General features: G+C 59.1%; 14 protein-coding genes and 2 pseudogenes. 4 read left to right on the forward strand and 12 right to left on the reverse strand.

Features of this window, described 5'->3' with window-relative positions; genetic code table 11:
- The first annotated feature begins 83 nt into the window (after positions 1–83).
- From ACYZT7_RS06870 to ACYZT7_RS06885, 4 genes are all read left to right on the forward strand, one after another.
- Positions 84–1118: an alpha/beta fold hydrolase gene (locus ACYZT7_RS06870; protein ID WP_462040444.1), complete on the forward strand. Its 1035-nt coding sequence runs from the start codon at positions 84–86 to the stop codon at positions 1116–1118.
- 88 nt (positions 1119–1206) lie between these two features.
- Positions 1207–1872, forward strand: coding sequence for a DsbA family oxidoreductase (locus ACYZT7_RS06875; protein WP_462040445.1), 666 nt, complete (start codon positions 1207–1209; stop codon positions 1870–1872).
- Between the two features lie 99 nt (positions 1873–1971).
- Positions 1972–2667, forward strand: coding sequence for a hypothetical protein (locus ACYZT7_RS06880; protein WP_282375343.1), 696 nt, complete (start codon positions 1972–1974; stop codon positions 2665–2667).
- Positions 2664–3569 carry a hypothetical protein gene (locus ACYZT7_RS06885; RefSeq protein ID WP_462040446.1) on the forward strand — a complete coding sequence of 302 codons (906 nt, stop codon included), beginning with the start codon at positions 2664–2666 and terminating at the stop codon, positions 3567–3569. The genes ACYZT7_RS06880 and ACYZT7_RS06885 overlap by 4 nt, the downstream gene beginning before the upstream one ends.
- Before the next feature lie 37 nt (positions 3570–3606).
- Here ACYZT7_RS06885 and ACYZT7_RS06890 read toward each other — a convergent pair whose 3' ends face one another.
- The 12 genes and pseudogenes from ACYZT7_RS06890 to ACYZT7_RS06945 form a co-directional block, all read right to left on the reverse strand.
- Positions 3607–5790, reverse strand: a complete 2184-nt coding sequence (locus ACYZT7_RS06890; protein ID WP_462040447.1) for a lipase family protein — start codon at positions 5788–5790, stop codon at positions 3607–3609.
- Between the two features lie 12 nt (positions 5791–5802).
- Positions 5803–6576, reverse strand: coding sequence for a hypothetical protein (locus ACYZT7_RS06895; protein ID WP_462040448.1), 774 nt, complete (start codon positions 6574–6576; stop codon positions 5803–5805).
- Positions 6573–7427: a DUF4123 domain-containing protein gene (locus ACYZT7_RS06900; protein WP_462040449.1), complete on the reverse strand. Its 855-nt coding sequence runs from the start codon at positions 7425–7427 to the stop codon at positions 6573–6575. Before ACYZT7_RS06900 ends, ACYZT7_RS06895 begins: the two co-directional genes overlap by 4 nt.
- A complete protein-coding gene (locus ACYZT7_RS06905) occupies positions 7424–9496 on the reverse strand; it encodes a type VI secretion system Vgr family protein (RefSeq protein ID WP_462040450.1) in 2073 nt (690 codons plus the stop codon). Before ACYZT7_RS06905 ends, ACYZT7_RS06900 begins: the two co-directional genes overlap by 4 nt.
- A gap of 239 nt (positions 9497–9735) precedes the next feature.
- Positions 9736–10691, reverse strand: a pseudogene (locus tag ACYZT7_RS06910) (sigma-54 interaction domain-containing protein); the annotation flags it as partial.
- Between the two features lie 16 nt (positions 10692–10707).
- A pseudogene (locus ACYZT7_RS06915) lies at positions 10708–10791 on the reverse strand (GlpM family protein); the annotation flags it as partial.
- Positions 10792–10842: 51 nt separating this feature from the next.
- Positions 10843–12171, reverse strand: coding sequence for a two-component response regulator AauR (gene aauR / locus ACYZT7_RS06920; RefSeq protein ID WP_462040451.1), 1329 nt, complete (start codon positions 12169–12171; stop codon positions 10843–10845).
- Positions 12168–14069 (reverse strand): two-component sensor histidine kinase AauS, encoded by a 1902-nt coding sequence (gene aauS / locus ACYZT7_RS06925; protein WP_462040452.1) that lies wholly within the window; start codon positions 14067–14069, stop codon positions 12168–12170. Before aauS ends, aauR begins: the two co-directional genes overlap by 4 nt.
- Positions 14070–14236: 167 nt before the next feature.
- Complete coding sequence (locus ACYZT7_RS06930; RefSeq protein WP_462040453.1) at positions 14237–14971, reverse strand: amino acid ABC transporter ATP-binding protein; 735 nt, start codon at positions 14969–14971, stop codon at positions 14237–14239.
- The gene (locus tag ACYZT7_RS06935) at positions 14968–15639 is read right to left on the reverse strand and encodes an amino acid ABC transporter permease (protein WP_347804494.1); all 672 of its coding nucleotides are present in this window, start codon (positions 15637–15639) and stop codon (positions 14968–14970) included. The genes ACYZT7_RS06930 and ACYZT7_RS06935 overlap by 4 nt, the downstream gene beginning before the upstream one ends.
- A complete protein-coding gene (locus tag ACYZT7_RS06940; RefSeq protein ID WP_462040454.1) occupies positions 15639–16385 on the reverse strand; it encodes an amino acid ABC transporter permease in 747 nt (248 codons plus the stop codon). Before ACYZT7_RS06940 ends, ACYZT7_RS06935 begins: the two co-directional genes overlap by 1 nt.
- A 191-nt stretch (positions 16386–16576) precedes the next feature.
- Positions 16577–17491: a glutamate/aspartate ABC transporter substrate-binding protein gene (locus tag ACYZT7_RS06945; protein ID WP_462040455.1), complete on the reverse strand. Its 915-nt coding sequence runs from the start codon at positions 17489–17491 to the stop codon at positions 16577–16579.
- Positions 17492–17510 lie beyond the last annotated feature (19 nt).

Genomic DNA, 17510 nt, shown 5'->3' on the forward strand with positions numbered 1-17510 from the left:
CTGTCACGTAACTGTGGCAGCGCGCTTGAACAAACTTCATCAGACTCGCGCTCTACTGGGGTTCTGCGTTTCGGTGTTTTTTCATGTGTGCACGATTTTTCTCGACAGCGGTTTTCCTGGCCGCGCTGTTGTTTGGCCTGCCGTCGCTGGCGGCGTCTCGTTGCGATATCAATGTTCCGACCAAGCATGTCGATCTGGCGCAGGTGAGCCTGGCGTACCAGAGCATTGGCCGTGCGTCCGACCCAGCGCTGTTGCTGGTGATGGGGCTGGGCGGGCAGTTGATTCACTGGCCGGACGAGGTAGTGGTCGCGCTGTGTCAGCAGGGTTTTCGGGTGATTCGCTATGACAATCGCGATGTCGGCCTGTCGACTTGGCGGCAAGCGCCTGTCGACGCCAACCTGACGTTCGAGGTGCTGCGCTACAAACTCGGTTTGCCGGTGTCGGCGCCGTACACCCTGACCGATATGGCTGACGATGCCTTTGGATTGATGGATGCGTTGCACGTCGAGCAATTTCACGTATTGGGCGCGAGCATGGGCGGGATGATCGCCCAGCATATGGCGGCGATGGCGCCGCAGCGGGTCGAGAGCCTGACCCTGATCATGACCAGCTCCGGGGCCGAAGGGTTGCCGGCGCCGAGTGCGGCGTTGGTGCAGTTGCTCGCGCGCCGTGGTGCGCCGAATCGCGAAGCGGCGCTGGAGCAACAGGCCGATTTGCTGGCGGCGCTGGGCAGCCCGACGGTGAGCGATGATCGGCAGGGGCTGCTGCATCAGGCAGCGCTCTCTTATGACCGTGCGTTCAACCCCGACGGCGTGAAGCGCCAGATCATGGCGATCCTCGCCGAGCGCAGTCGTGTCGCGCTGCTCAATCAACTGCGGGTACCGACGCTGGTGGTGCATGGCACCGCCGATCCGCTGTTGCCGGTGATGCACGGCGTACACCTGGCGGCGCATATCCGCGGCAGTCAGTTGAAGCTGATTCCGGGGCTGGCGCATCGTTTTCAGGAGGCGTTCAAGGCGCCGCTGCTGGCGGCGGTGTTGCCGTACTTGCAGGCCCACCGCGAAGACACCTCGCATTGGGCGCAGATTGATCCGGTGGCAGCACCGAATCTTCTCTAACCCACCGGGAGTGGAACGGCTGCCACCTCGGCCTCGTCGGGTGTATCGTTCAAACTTTCCGGCGCAATCCAAGCCTGCGAGGTGTGTGATGAGTACCCCCCTGAAAATCGATTTCGTCAGCGACGTGTCCTGCCCCTGGTGCGTTGTCGGCCTGTATGGCCTGACCCGAGCGCTGGATTTGCTGGGCGAAGAGGTGCAGGCCGAGATCCGTTTCCAGCCGTTCGAGCTGAACCCGAAGATGGGACCTGAAGGGCAGAACATCACCGAACACATCACCGAGAAGTACGGCTCGACACCTGAGCAATCGCAGAAGAATCGCGAGATGATCCGCGCGCGCGGCGCCGAGGTCGGGTTTGCCTTTCGCACGGACGGCAACAGCCGCATCTACAACACTTTCGATGCTCATCGCTTGCTGTTCTGGGCGGGGCTGGAAGGGTTGCAGTTCAATTTGAAAGAAGCGCTGTTCAAGGCGTATTTCACTGATGGCGGTAATCCATCCGACCCTGGTCAGTTGGCGCAGATTGCGCAAAGCGTTGGGCTGGATCGGCAGCGGGCCGAGGCGATTCTGGCGTCGGACGAGTTCGCCAAAGAGGTACGCGAGGAAGAGCAGTTGTGGCTGTCGCGAGGCGTCAGTTCGGTGCCGACCGTGGTGTTCAACGGACAATACGCAGTCAGCGGTGGCCAGCCGGTGGACACCTTTGTCGGGGCGATTCGGCAAATCATGAGCGAGGTGAAGGGGGGAACGGTGAGCTGACGAAATTCAGTCGTCAGAAAAGTGTCAATATGCCACTATTGTTTATGCCGTTGCTGCCGACACAGGCAGCACCGTTCTTAAATCATAGGGATTTGATCCATGACCTTTCACGCGTTACGCACTTTTTCAGCCTTGACCTTGCTCGCCTGCCTGACCCTCACTGGCTGCGCCCACATTCAACCGCCTGTTCCGCTGGATAAACAATTCTGGGATGCCAAAGAGCCGACCATCGGCGTGGCCATCACTGTGGTGCCGGCGCCGGTGCTGGCGCTGACCGGTCAACAGGGGATGCTCGATTACGCGATCAATCGGGGCGTCAACAGCAAACTCAGTGACAACGTCGAAAAATGGCAAGTGCGCGACCTGAACACTTTGCCGGATATCATCGTCGCCAAGCTGCAAGCCAAGGGCTACAAGGTCAAGCGAATCAACGAGCCGGTTGACCTGAAAGTCTATAAGGAAACCAGCTTCCGTGAAGGGTATACGGGCCGTGACCTGACGCCGATCAAGGGCGCTTACGGCGTCGATCGTCTGTTGCTGGTGAATGTCTTCGCTACCGGTGCTACCCGCAGCTACTACGGATTTGTGCCGACCAGCGTTCCGATGGCGCAGGTGAGCGGGCAGGGCATGGTGGTCGATCTGGTCGACAACAAACTGCTGTGGTTCAAACCCTTTGCCGCGGTGCAAGCCGCCCAGGGCGAGTGGGATGAGCCGACCTACACCAACCTGTCCAATGCCTTCTACCAGGCCATGGACAATAGCCGTCAGCAAATGATCACGCCGTTCGAGCAATGAAGTGCCCGATCATGGGGGCCAGCGCGCTGGCCTTGCTGATGCTCGCCGGTTGCGCGCAGAAACCGGCGCCCGAGGCCGGTTTCAAGTCGCAGAGTGCCGGGTCCTACGTCCAGGCTCATGGGCTGAAAGTGGACATGCAGCTGCCGCAGGCGTTTGTCGGTGCCAGCACGGTGATTGACGCCGAGGCGGCGCAGAAGGCGGCTTCGTCGAGTCATAACCTGGTGGCGGGTTCCAATGCGGCAGGGTTGGCGGGTTTGCTGGTGGCGAGCCTGATCAACACCCAAATGGGCAGTGGCAGCTTGCAGCGCGATGCGGAGAAGACTGCACTCAAGGATTCGCGCCCGATGGCCGATCTGCTCGCTGGCGTGCCTTTGCAGGAACGTCTGCAACAGCGCTATCAACAGGCTTCGCAAATGGCCGGGTTGAAGCAAGGGGAGGGGCAAGTCACCGCGCGTCTGGTGATTGAACCCAAGCTGATGCTGACGGCTGATCGCGGCAGTTTTTTGCTTATCAATCAGGTGCAGGTCCAGGACATTGCCGGTTCAGCGCTGTACCGCATGCGCATCGAAGTGGCCAGCCAGCCGATCCGGCGTTGCGGCAAGCAATGCATTGACGACGGCAGCCTGGATCTGGCGAAGGTCACGGCCGTGCTCGACGAGTGCATCGACGAATCCATGCGCGTGCTGGCCACCGACCTGATGCAACCGGCACCGCCGGAAGCCGCCCAGGAAACCTTGCGTTATGTGCTCGATGGCCAGCGCGTGGTCGAGCGCGGTTATCAACTGGCCAACAACGGCAACTACTGGCGCTATCGCAACCTCTATGGCGCGGTGAAATCGGTGCCGGTGCCGTTCGAGGATGCGCTGACGCAGGCGCAGTTGCAGCAGGTTTACGCACAGTAGGAAGCCTGTGGCGAGCTTGCTCCCTCGCCACAATCGTTTAACTGATCGAATCGATATCGAGAGTATGCGGCGCACCAATGCTACGGCCGTAGATCGAGGCCATTAGTCTGTCATCGTTCGTGCTCTTTGGTGCCATGGCCAACTGCTCAGCGGCCTGATTTTCTGGATGTGCCTGCCAGCGCGGCAGGTTTTCTGCCAGATATTCAGGTTGTTCTGAAAGCAGCCCGTAAACATCTTGTTCGCTAACGCTCCGGTGCCGAAGGGTCGCCAATCGAGTGCGTGTTGTTTGTACCTTATCGATCTCATGATTGATCGCATCGAGCGTTCGCTCTTGGGTGCGCACATAAGCATCCGGGCGCCCCAGCAGATCACGTCGTTTACTGCGCAACTGCTCGGTGACTTGTTCCAGCGCACCCTCCACCCATCCAAACTCTCGCTCGGTGACCAGAGACCGTTTCGACTCTTGCGCTTCTTGCCAACGCCTTAGCGCTGCCCAGCAAGCTGGAACGTACCCGCCCACCATCGAGTGGTGACCGGCATTGAAGAGTTGAGTCAGCAACGACGGCCGATCCGGTAACCCGTTTTTTTGCTGGAGCGCCACGGTGCAGGCCGCATGCTGGGTAATGGTGTCGCAACCCGGCTCCCACAGGATCGAGGACATTTCCTGACGACCAAACTCCACCGGCATGGCATGGCGCAACGTGCCGTGGTGTTCGTAGAGTTCGCCCGTCCAGTTGGTAATGCCCGCCACAAACACCGACAGGCCGGCGGGTACGTTGACAAAGGTCAGCGCCGCCCCCGCCCCGAAAACACCGGCCTTGGTGTTCATCCAGCTGCCGGGGACGCTCGGAACCGGGTCGTTGTGGTTGACCATGCGGTAATGCACCAGCGGCGCCGCGCCTTTTGCAAAGTTGGCGTCACCGGCGCGGGGGGCGCCGTAGGTGTAGAGCTGGATGTTGTAGCCTTCAGAACTGCGACGCAGCATTTCCGAAAGCAACAACGCCACTGCGCCACCCAGGCTGTGGCCGCAAATCATGAGCTTTTGCCCTGCGTAGAACTTATCCAGATACCTGACGACAAAGATGGCTGCTTTCTGCGCGGCTTCGTAGAAACCACGATGCACTTTGCTGTCGGTGTCTTCAAACGGCACTTGAAACGCATCGGCATCGCGCAAGCCATCGGCGACGAGTTCGAAGGTGCCACGTACTGCAATCAGGATCAGTTCGTCGTTGTGCGTGATGAAGGCTTGGGTATCGGTGGCTCCTTTCTCATCGGTATCGTCGAGAAAGTGAATGTTGGTGGGGTGTTCCTGATCGCCTTCCCGGTCAGGCTTGTTTACGGCATAGATACCCGGGTCGAATGGCACGATTTCCAAACGTTTGGAGTACGGCACATCCTCATACAGCGGGTAGAAAGCTTTTATTTGCCCCGAATCGACCCGCCACAGTTCATCGGATTTGGCCAATGCATCACCGAACCAGTTGCCCACGCTTGGTTGCAGTGGGAAATTCACGGGGCCTTCTTTAATGGGTCGCTTTTCAGGTTTCATGCCAAAGGGGCAGTAGCTCAAGGTTGCCATCAGTGCGAGTTGATAGAGATTCAGTGCGCAGAATTTGGAGCTGGTGGACAGCATGGGGCGTAAGGCCCGCAGAGGGCGCACTTCCAGCACCGTGTGTTGTTGCGGCGTCAGGGCCACGCCGAGTGCGCCATGTTTGCCCATGATTTTCGCCGTCCCCGTGCTGTGGGGGTAATGGCGATAAACATCGGGGGGCAAATGCGTGACATGCTCGACCAGATGGCGCACTTCCACCTGGAAGTACTCGTCAGCGCAGGCTTGTGCGGGATTGTCTTTGGTGCGTGTTGAGTTTTGGTTCCGATAACGGGTTCGCTCGGCGCGTACCTGGAGTTCGGTAATTTTGAGGGGGTAGTGCGGTCGTTCTTTAGCTCGCACATAAACCGCTTCCTGTCCTTCGTATTTCTGGTCAAGAACTAACGTAACCGGCCCCGCAAAGTGGTTGGTGATTTTACTGGTACCCGCAGCATCGAGATGGCCGCTATAACCCTGGCCTTCCGAGTCAATCGCTGTATAGGCCAATCCGGCGTACGGTTCGCCAGAGCCGAACTCGTCGACCAGCTGAAAACTGCTCCATTTACCTTGTACAGGGCAGGCGAGCACGCGACTGCTCAAGCTGGATGCCAAATCCTTTTCCAATGACGTCATGTCAAAATCTCCTTATTCCGTGCAGCCGGGGTAAATAGTGCAGGTGCGCCCATCCACCATTTTGAAGGTGCTGAAATCGATGTGATTACCGAAGCAATACGCGTCTTGATCCTCAAAGCTTTTGCCCATGCAACGCTTCCAGCCGCCGGGCACTTTGACCCACGTATCTCCCCAGCCCGGCCTTTCCTCCTGCGCCAACGTGACCTTCATTTTCACGGTCTTGCCCGGCAACTGATCGAGGGTGTACGTCGAGAACGGGCGGCCACGCTCCAGTTCCCCCCGTGCATCGGTAGATTTGCAGTCGAGGATTTTTCTGAGGATGCGGGGCTTGCCTGATGTGCGAAACAACCACTGGCATTGGCCGTAAAAGGTGCTTTCGCCCGCTTCGTTGAAGGTCCCCTTGTACTGATCCTCGAGTTCATCGCGAATTACCACGCTGGCGGCATCCCCACTTGCATCTCTCCAGGTTTCTCCATAAGCCGAGTTGATGTCCAACTTGATACGACTGACCACCAATGGGCAGCCTTTCTGAGTTCTGCGAATAGTGATTTCAGAATCGGGTTTGTATTCCTTTCGCCATTCGTTATTGAAAACAGGCGCCAAGTTGTCCCTTGTTTCAACGGTGCAGGTTTCACCCTTCGCGGGCACGTAGTAAACCGCTGCAACGTAGGCAAAGTTGGGCGGCAAATCAGCGGTGAAGGTGAACGTGTTCGGCGACTCGGCGGCGCAGCCTGCGGTTAGCGCGAGGCAACAGCCCAGCGCTGCGTTGCGTAATACGCTTTTCATAACGGGTCGTCTCTCTGCCAAAACTCCATCGCCCGATGCACCCGCTCAAAGTGTTCAGTTGGCCTTTCATCCGGACGTACTTGCCAGTGCGGCGCCAGCGTATAGGCGGGCGCCTGCAAACTCTGGGTCAGTAGAAACTCCAGTTGCTCCGGCTCAAGCCAGCCCCATGCATCCGCCAAGGCCAGTCGGTCGCGCAACCAGATGTCTGGGTCATGCAGTTCGGCGAGCCTTGCGTAGGCCCTCACATGCTCGTCCAACAAGTAACGATGGGCGTTGAGCCTACGAATTTCCGATGCCTGCGGATGAGGAAGGGGAGTGCGCAACCAGAGAGGTTTATCCGGCACGGGATACGTACCGGGGGAAGGGCTATGGGCGGTTTTCCAAGCGGTGCCGTTCCAGTAGCACACGCTGATCGCCGGCCCGAGGTAAGCTGGATACTCCTCGACCGGCAAATGTTCAAGCGCGCGAGTCAACACTCGATTGTCGTGAAAGCGATATATCGCTTGATAGGGACGCGTCCCGACGATCAACCGCTCATGCCAGTGATTGACCAGTTGGCGCAGGGCACCTTTTTCCACGCTCGCGAGCCAGCCCCAGTTGCGTTCAGGATGATCCAGCAGGTCGTCGAGGCGCCTGTCGCCGGACTGGTCCAACGTGAAGAGGAACGGACCGGCATCGGCCAGATCAGCGATGGTAGTGGCGTTGTAGACACCCAAGTACTGCTCATATCCGCTGGACTTCAATAACAACTGACGGGTTTCTCGCTCATTCTGCGAGTCCAGCACCAGGCACAGTTCATGGCCCGAGCGGCGCTGTTCGTTCATCCACTGATTGGGGAGTGCATCGATCATGCGGCAGCTCCTCGCGTCAGGCAGGCGCCATCACGGCATGCTTCGCAGATCGGGCAGAAATCTGCCCCCAACGCGTTGCTCGCCGTCATCAACCCGGGCTGGGAAGACGCGAGCATAGGTGGCAGTTCAGGTGGCGCAGACAAGTCATCAACTGACCCAGGCATTAATAGCGAGGCGACTGCCGCCCGCATGGGAGCACCGCCGATCTGGGTTTCACTGCTGCTGAAAATTCCCCCGTGGACCATCACGAAGTGTTGACCGCCAACGTCAAAGGTGATGCTTGCCCCGGCCTTCAGAACCAAATGATCGCCCGCATCGACAGTAATTTTCCGGCCGGCTTGCAACGTCAGCGTTTGATCGACTCGGGTATGGCTGTTGCCGGCAACCTGCAGGTAATCGCTGGCCTTAAGCTGTATTTGTCGGTCACCGGCAGTGGTTCGATGTTCTTTGGATTCCAGTACGGTGAAGCTGTCGCCCTTGACGGTTTTGCGCAGCTCATTGCCGATCTCCAGACGGCTGTCGTGTTTGATCTTCTGTTCCATATCGCGCTGGGCGCGCAGGTAAATCAACTCCTGACCGGCGCGATCTTCCAGGTGCAGTTCGTTGAACCCCGTGCTGGCTGGAGAACTGCGGGAGCGGAATACGCTGCGGGTTTTATGGGTGGGTAATTCGTAGGGCACCGGGTTGGCGCTGTTGGGGAAACATCCGCTGATCTCGGGACAATCCGGGTCGCCTTCCTGAAAGCTGACCTGTACCTCCATGCCCACTCTTGGCAGGGTCACGCTGCCGTGGGCGTTGCCCGCCGAAGGGGAGGACACCCGTAACCAGCAACTGCTTTTATCGTCGTGGCGACCCTCGCGATCCCAGAAAAACTGCACCTTGACCCGTCCGTACGCGTCGCGGTGGATTTCTTCGCCTTTCGGGGCGGTGACCACGGCGGTCTGGGTACCGGAGATTCGCGGTTTTTTGTGGGTGAGTGGCGTACGGAAGAACACCTCCCAAGGCGTGGCGAGGAATTGGTTCCGATAACCCTGGAAGCCCTCTGCATGACCGGTGCTGATGCTGGCCGCGTACTGTTGGAGGACCTGAGGCTGCGCACCTTCGTGCTGGATTTCGGTCAGCAACCAAAGGTCGTTCCATTCCTCCTGCGGATGTTCGGACAGTGGCAGAAAGTGCCCGCAGACCAGTGCCGGCTGATCGCTTTTACCCTCCGCCTGACGGTAGTCGGCGCGATGACGCTCCAGCGCGCGTCGACTCAGGAGCTTGCCGCGATCGCGATGGAAAAAACGACCCGGGTAGTGGTAATCCTCCAGATCCGGCTGAGTCAGAGGGGTATCAGGCCTGCACTCGGACTCCAGCAGAATGCGAGCCTTGTTGAAGTCGTAAGCGCGGCGAGTGGTGCGGCTGGTACCTGCTTTCACTTCCACGTCAAAGTGGTTGATCACCGGCCCTTCGGCCACCATGCCGCTGTCTTGTTTGTAGGGCGTTAGGCTGTCGAGCCTGGGAAACACGGTCTGGTCGTCGCCAAACACCATCACATGTTTTTCCCGGCTGTGCCTGAAGTGGTAGTGCAAACCTTCCTCTTGACAGAGGCGTTGGATGAAAACCAGATCCGACTCGTCGTACTGCACGCAGTACTCACGATCCGGACAAGCGCTGCCCAACTGAAACAGGTAAAGATCACGATGGATGCCGTGGTCTTCCAGTACCTGCGCAATGATCTGCGGGACGGTCAATTGCTGAAAAATGCGTTGGTTGATGCGGTGTTCCAGATACGCCAATCCGGGCACCAGCGTCAGGCTGTAGCGGGTCAGGCCTTTTCCGAAACTGCCTTTGCCAGCGCGATGAATTTGCCCGTGAATGCCGTTGCCAGCGTCGTTGAAGGCGAGGAAGGCTTGTCTATTCAGCAGGCTTTCCTGGTCCAGGTCCGGTCTTTCGCTGACCAGTTCGACATCAATGGCGTAAGGCTGGCTGATGAGTTCCTTGCCGGTGAACCTGAGCACCTGAAGGTCATGTTTAAAGTCGTTGATTGTGAGGCTGAAGCGGGCGTGTGGGGTAGCGTCAAACATCCAGTGTTCCTTGTCTGGTGACGTAGCACAGGCTCGGGGACGTTGATGCAATACGTGTGAAAGACCTTCCATGGCCAGATCACAACAGAACGTCCTGGAGCCGGGTTCAGTGCAACGCTAACAAGGGCGCAAACGAATTGATGTCAGACGCTTCCCAAAATGCAGTTACCATTCATGGACGTTGCGCGAGCTCTCATGAAGTTACTCAGAGCGCCGTTAAACAAGACATCGGAGCGGGCTCAACGCACAATCTTGTCCACGTGAATCCCCAGTTTCTTCAGCCGATACCAGAAGCTGCGCTCCGAGATCCCGATCAACTGCGCCGCTGCAGCCTGCACGCCATTACTCTGCGCAAGCGCCGCCAGAATGTAAGCCTTCTCAACCTCCGCCAATGCCGCTTCCAGGTCCGCTGGCACGCTGCCCTCTGTGTGCCGTTGGCGGCGGGACTTGAGGCGAACAGATAAGCCGGAAGATCCTCCTCTTCAATCACCGCCCCCGAAGCAACAATAGTCGCCCGCTCCACGCAGTTTTGCAGTTCACGAATATTCCCCGGCCACGAATAACTGGCCATGACCTGCAAGGCTTCCGCGCTGAACCCGGTAAAACGCTTGCCCGCCGTGGCCCCGAGCGAGTGAGCAAAATGCCGGGCCAGCGGGGCGATGTCTTCGACCCGTTCGCGCAGGGCGGGCAGGGGGATCGGGAACACGTTGAGGCGGTAATAGAGGTCCTCGCGAAACTCCTTGTTGGCCACCGCTTCCAGCAGATTCTTGTTGGTCGCGGCGATCACTCGCACATCAACCTTACGCTCACGCGGATCGCATACTGGCTCGTTCACCCGCTCCTGCAACGCCCGCAGGATTTTCGCCTGCAAGGCCAACGGCATCTCGCCGATTTCATCGAGAAACAGCGTGCCCTTGTCGGCCTGCAGGAAACGCCCGACCCGATCCGCCACGGCGCCAGTGAACGCGCCTTTGCGATGGCCGAACATTTCACTTTCAAGCAGCCCTTCGGGGATCGCCGCGCAGTTGACCGCGACGAAAGGCTTGTCGGCGCGATTGCCGTGTTTGTGGATCGCCTGGGCGACCATTTCCTTGCCGGTGCCGCTTTCGCCGGTCAGCAGAATCGTCGCATTGCTTTCGCGCACCGAGTCGATCGCGTGCAGCACCCGAGGAAAACTCGGGCTGTCACCGATCAGTTACAGGGGCATGTGGTCAGGCGTGGAGGCGAACCCGAACACTGACAAGCACAGTCGCCGCCATCAACCAAGCCGCCGCCACCGCCAACGAAGCCTCCAACCCGGATCACCACCACGGCCGCGCCCAGGGTTGCCTTGAGAATCAGGTCCATCAGTGGCTCAGTCCGTACTTCTTCACTTTGTCGAACAACGTGGTCTTGGCCATCCCGAGTTCCAGACTCGCCTGGGTCAGGTTGCCGCCGCTGCGCTGCAGGGCGTCGCTCAGCAGGTTGCGTTCAAAAGCTTCTACCGCTTCGGCGAAGGCCAGGCCCTGATTGCTGCCGCTGGCGCCGGATTTCTTGAAGGCCGGCAGGCCGAGGGCAAAACGCTCGGCGACGTTACGCAGTTCGCGCACGTTGCCCGGCCAGTCGTGGCTCATCAGATTCGACAGGGTCTGGTTGTCCAGGTCCGGCACGGCACGGTCGAAGCGCAGGGACGACTGCTGCAGGAAGTGCTCGAACAATTGCAGGATGTCTTCGCGGCGCTCACGCAGCGGCGGTAACTCGAGAGTCACCACGTTCAAGCGGTAATACAGGTCGCTGCGAAACTCGCCAGCCTTGCTCGACACATCCAGGTCGGACTTGGTTGCCGCGATCACCCGGCAATCCACCGCCACGCTCTGGTTCGAGCCAAGGCGTTCCAGGGTGCGTTCCTGTAATACCCGCAGCAGTTTGATTTGCAGCGGCAGCGGCATGCTTTCCACTTCGTCGAGGAACAGCGTGCCGCCGTCGGCGTGTTCGATCTTGCCGATCCGCCGTTTTCCGGCGCCAGTGAAGGCGTTGGCTTCATGACCGAAGATTTCGCTTTCGAACAGGTTTTCCGGAAGTCCACCGCAATTCAGCGCGACGAACTGCTTGGTGTGCCGCCGACTGAAGTCGTGCAGGCAACGCGCAACCAGCTCTTTACCTGTGCCGGTCTCGCCTTCGATCAGCACGTTGGCCGACGTATCGGCAACGTTGGCGATCAATTCCCGCAGGTTCTGCATGGCTGGCGAGCGGCCGATGATCCGGCCTTCGAGGGAATCCCGTTCCGCCAGTTGCCGACGCAACGAAAAGACTTCCCGCGCGAGGCTGCGTTGCTCCAGCGCACGGCGCGCCACATCGACCAGACGTTCGGGGGAGAAAGGTTTCTCCATGAAGTCATAGGCGCCTTTCTGCATCGCACCGACAGCCATCGAGATGTCGCCGTGGCCGGTGATCAGCACCACCGGCAGGCTGCGATCGCGGGCCTTGAGTCGGGTCAGCAATTCCAGGCCGTCGATGCCCGGCAGACGGATGTCGCTGATGACGATGCCTGCAAAGTTGTCGCCGACCCGCTCCAGCGCTTCTTCGGCGCTGCCGACGCCCACGCAGGGAATGTCTTCCAGGGTCAGCGCCTGTTGGCAGCCGAGCAGCACATGGGGGTCGTCTTCGACGATCAGCACACTAAGGTCGTTGTTCATATTGGCTCGGCGTGAGTGGGGCTTACCAACGGTAAACTGAGAACGAAGGTGGTACCACCGCTGGCCGGGTGTTCGACACCCAGATGCCCGCCGGTGGCAGCGGCCAGGCTGGCGGAAAGGGTCAGGCCGAGGCCCAGACCCTGTTCGCCGGGTTTGGTGGTGAAGAACGGTTCGAACAGATGTTTACGTGCTTCGACGTCGATGCCGTGGCCGTTGTCGCGTACACGAAGGCGATATTTGCCATCGAAGATTTCGCCTTCCAGCCACAACTCCGGCAGCGGCTGTACCTGCATGGCGTCGAGGGCGTTGCCGATCAGGTTGACCAGAATCTGCTCGAGGCGGGTCTGGTCGATCTGCACCTGGAGATCGGCGAAGCCTCGGTGCAGTTGCAGATGAGCGCTTTCCACTCGACCGCCCAGCAGCTGCAAGGCGGCATCCACTGCTTTGCCAAGACTGGCCTGACCTTTGTCGTCACCCCGACGGGCGAAGGAACGCAGGCTGGCGGTGATCCGGCCCATGCGGTCGATCAGTTCGTTGATGGTCTTGAGGTTGGTGCTGGCAACGTCCAACTGGCCACGCTCAAGAAAACGCACGGTGTTGCCGGACAATGTGCGCAGCGCTGCCAGTGGCTGGTTCAATTCGTGGGCGATGCTGGTGGACATCTGGCCGATGGCCGCGAGTTTACCGGCCTGCACCAGTTCATCCTGGGCGCGGCGTAGCGTCTCTTCGGCCAGACGCCGTTCGCGGATCTGGCCCTTGAGCCGTTCGTTGCTGGCGCGCAGATCGGTGGTGCGTTCGGCAATCCGACGCTCCAGTTGATTGTTGGCTTCCTGCAAGGCTTCCCGGGCGGCGAGGCGTGTGGCGATCACCTTGCGTCGCTCGTTCCAGGCGATCAGCAGGAACGCCACCAGGGCAAACGCCACCGCCACTAGAATCCCTTGATTGATCGCTTCACGTCGCAAATCCTGCAGCGGCGTGAGCAAAGTGAAATTCCATGGGGTATCGCTCAGTGGGCGGGTTTGCGAGAGGTAGCTGATGTCCTCTTCATCGGACACGAGTTCGCTGTTGGCGGGGAACGTCAGTTTCTCCTCGCCTTCCGCCAGTTTTTCCCGGGCCAGCGGCTGCAGTTCGTTCAGTGGAAACCAGTAGTACTGAAGGCTGCGGGCCAGTTTTTCCTTGGTCTCATCGCTCAGCGGCACAACCGATTTCAGGCGCCGTGCCGGATCGCTGGAAAGAATGATGATGCCGTTTTCATCGCTGACGAAAGCTTCCAGCCTCGCGCGCTGCCAGCGTTCTTCCATGGCTTCGAGGCGGACCTTGACCACCGCGACGCCGATGATCTTGCCGTGTTCTTCCAGGCCATGAGCCAAGTAATAACCGGGCTCGCCGTTGGTGCTGCCGATGCCGTAGAAGCGCCCCGGCTGACCGCGCACGGCATTCTGGAAATAGGCGCGAAAGGACAGGTCTTCGCCCAGGTAACTGTCGACATCGCGCCAGTTACTGGTGGCCATGACACGGCCGGTGGTGTCCATCACATAGATGGCCCGACTGCGGCTGCGCCGGTTCAGGCCTTCGAGGTATTCATTGACCGTCTGCCGGTGTTCCGGTGACGGGTCGGCCAACAGCTTCGAAACACTGGATTCGAGTTCCAGCAGGCTGGGCAGGTAGGTGTACTTGCTGATCTCGCTCTCGACGGCGCGGGCGTGCAGTTCAAGCTGACGCTGGCCGTTCTCGCTGAGGCTGCGAATTCCGTAGTGTTCACTGACCCAGAAGCCGATGTAACCCAATCCGATCATCAGGGCGATGACCAGCGGCGGCAGGAACAGATGGCGAATCAGACGGGGTTTCACGGCGAGTGATGGCGGCGCGGCGCGATAGAGAGTGGGGTCGCATTTCATCACAGATGCCTTGGGTCAACCACAACACAAATCTTGAGACCACCACAGGCCCAGTGTGGGAGCGGACTTGCTCGCGAAAGCGGTGTGTCAGTCAACATTAATAATGCTGAATGTTATGGCCTCTTCGCGAGCAAGCCCGCTCCCACATTTGGGGAGCGGTGCCTTTCTTAGTGCTGCAGAATCTTGTTGAGGAAGTGCTGTGTACGCTCGGCGCGGTGGCTGATGTCGCCGAAGAAATCCTCTTTCTGGCAGTCTTCGATGATCTTGCCCTGGTCCATGAAAATCACCCGGTCCGCCACTTTACGGGCGAAGCCCATTTCGTGGGTTACGCACATCATGGTCATGCCTTCGTGGGCCAATTGCACCATCACGTCGAGTACTTCGTTGACCATTTCAGGGTCCAGCGCCGAGGTCGGTTCGTCGAACAGCATGACGATCGGGTCCATCGCCAGCGCACGGGCAATTGCCACACGCTGTTGCTGACCGCCGGAGAGTTGGCCCGGATGCTTATGCGCATGGGCAGACAGCCCGACGCGCTCAAGCAGTTGCAGGCCTTTCTTCGTGGCTTCTTCCTTGCTGCGACCCAACACCTTGATCTGCGCGATGGTCAGGTTTTCGGTGATGGTCAGGTGCGGGAACAGTTCGAAATGCTGGAACACCATGCCGACGCGCGAACGCAGTTTCGGCAGGTCGGTCTTCGGGTCGGCGATGGACGTGCCATCGACCACAACGTCGCCTTTCTGGAACGGTTCCAGGGCATTGACGCATTTGATCAGCGTGGATTTGCCAGAACCGGACGGCCCGCACACCACGATCACTTCGCCTTTTTTGACCTCGGTGCTGCAGTCAGTCAGTACCTGGAAGTCCCCATACCACTTGTTGACGTTCTTGATAGAGATCATACGGCGAACCTTTTTTGCAGACGCTTGACCAGCAGCGAGGCGGCAAAGCTGATTGTGAAGTACGTGAGCCCTGCGAAGATCAGGAACTCATTGGAGCGGCCGATGATGTCGCCACTGGCACGCGAGGCATTGAGGAAGTCCACCAGGCCGACCGCGTAGACCAGCGAGGTGTCCTGAAACAGGATGATGCTCTGTTGCAGCAGCAGCGGGGTCATCTTGCGGAACGCTTGCGGCAGGATGATCAAACGCATCATCTGGCCATACGTCATGCCCAAGGCCTGGGCAGCACCCATCTGGCCCTTGGAGATCGACTGCACGCCAGCCCGGACGATTTCGCAGAAGTACGCCGCTTCGAACATCATGAACGCCACGATGCAGGATGCGAACGCGCCGATCGGGGTGTCTTCGCCGGTGATCCAGCGCAGCACGAACGGCACCGCCAGGTAGAACCAGGTGATGACCAGCAGCAGCGGGATCGAGCGGAAGTAGTTAACGTAGGCGCCGGCAATGTTCGACAGCCATTTGCTGTGGGACAGGCGCATCAGTGCCAGGATCGTACCGAGGATGATCCCGCCGACCACGCCCAGCGCCATCAGTTGCAGGGTCATGACCATGCCGTTCCACAGGCCCGGCAAGGACGGGATGATGCCCGAGAAGTCGAATTCCATCATTTACCCCCTACGGAGATCAGGCCCGGTACGGCAACTTTCTTCTCGACCATGCGCATCAGCAGCATCAGGCCCATGTTCAGCGTGAAGTAGATCAGGGTCGCCAGGGTGAAGGCTTCGAACAGGTTGGCGGAGAACTCGGCGGTCTGTTTGGTCTGCGCAAGCAACTCCATCAGACCGATCAGCGAGGCCACGGACGAGTTCTTGAACACGTTCAGGAATTCCGAGGTGAGCGGCGGAATGATGATCCGGTAAGCCTGGGGCAGCAGCACGTTCCAGTAAACTTGCGGCAGCTTGAAACCCATGGCGCGAGCGGCGGCTTCCTGGCCGCGAGGCAACGCCTGGATGCCGGTACGCACTTGTTCGCAAACGCGCGCAGCGGTGAACAGGCCCAGGCAGACAACGACGCTCAGGTAGGCCGAAGTGGTCGGGTTCAGGTCCTGCTTGTACCAGTCCTGCAGGTTTTGCGGCAGCAAATCGGGTACCAGGAAGTACCAGATGAACAGCTGAACCAGCAGCGGCACGTTACGAAAAAGCTCGACGTAGCAGGTCGCGATGCCCGACACGATGCGATTCGGCACGGTGCGCATGACGCCAAGAATCGAGCCCAGCGTCAGGGCAATAATCCAGGCCACGATGGCAATGGCGATGGTCCAGCCCAAACCGGAGATGTACCAGTCGAGATACGTCTCGCTGCCCACGCCGGTGGACTTGAAGAACACGCCCCAGTCCCAGTTGTAATTCATTAGGGTCTCCCCTCAGATCGTTCGATATACAAATGCCCGCCTGGGGAAGCTCCGTTCCCGCCCGACCTTGACGGTCAGGCACACACGAGCGGCTCGACAGCCACCGGTTCGAGTGTTTCCAAATATGCCAGCAGGGAGTGACTATCCCTGAAAGGGCAGTGGCCCTCTCAGGAGATAAGGTTAGTCAGAAATCAGGACTTCTTGTCGTCAGCCGCTTTATCGGTCGGATTGGCGATCAGGGCCTTGAGCTCGTCGCTCATCGGGAACATCAGGTTCAGGTTTTTTGGCGGGATTGGCTGCATGAACCATTTTTCGTAGATCTTGTTGATCTCGCCGGACTTGTAGGTGGCGACGATCGCATCATCCACAGCCTTCTTGAACGGCGCGTCGCCCTTGCGGACCATGCAGCCGTAGATTTCGTAGGACTGTGGAGTACCGGTCACGGACCAGTCGGTCGGCTTCTTGGCCTTGGCCATTTCACCGGCCAGCAGGGCGTCGTCCATCATGAAAGCAACGGCACGGCCCGATTCCAGCATGTTGAAGGACTCGCCGTGGTCTTTGGCGGAGATGACGTTCATGCCCATCTGCTTGTCGGCGTTCATCGACTTGAGGATGCGCTCGGACGTGGTGCCGGCGGTGGTCACGACGTTTTTGCCTTTCAGATCGGCGAAGTCTTTGTAGGGCGAATCTTTCTTGGCCAGCAGCTTGGTGCCGATCTCGAAGATGCCGACGGAGAAGTCAACTTGCTGCTGACGCTCGACGTTGTTGGTGGTGGAGCCGCACTCGACGTCCACGGTGCCGTTCTGCACCAGCGGGATACGGGTTTGCGAGGTGACCAGGTTGTATTTGACCTGGAGGTTCGGCAGGTCGAGGTCTTTTTTGATGGCTTCAACGATTTTCAGCTGGATATCGTGGGAGTAGCCAACCGGTTTGCCGGAAGCGTCCGCGATATAGGAAAACGGAATGGAAGCGTCACGATGCCCGAGGGTGATAACGCCGGACTCTTTGATCTTCTTCAGGGTGCCGGTGAGTTCGGCGGCGAAAACTGGAGTGCTGATCAGAGCGGCAGCAATGGCTGCGCCCAGGATATGGGGAACGATGCGCATCAAATTTTCCTCGACATTG

Source organism: Pseudomonas sp. RT4P38 (assembly GCF_054897765.1).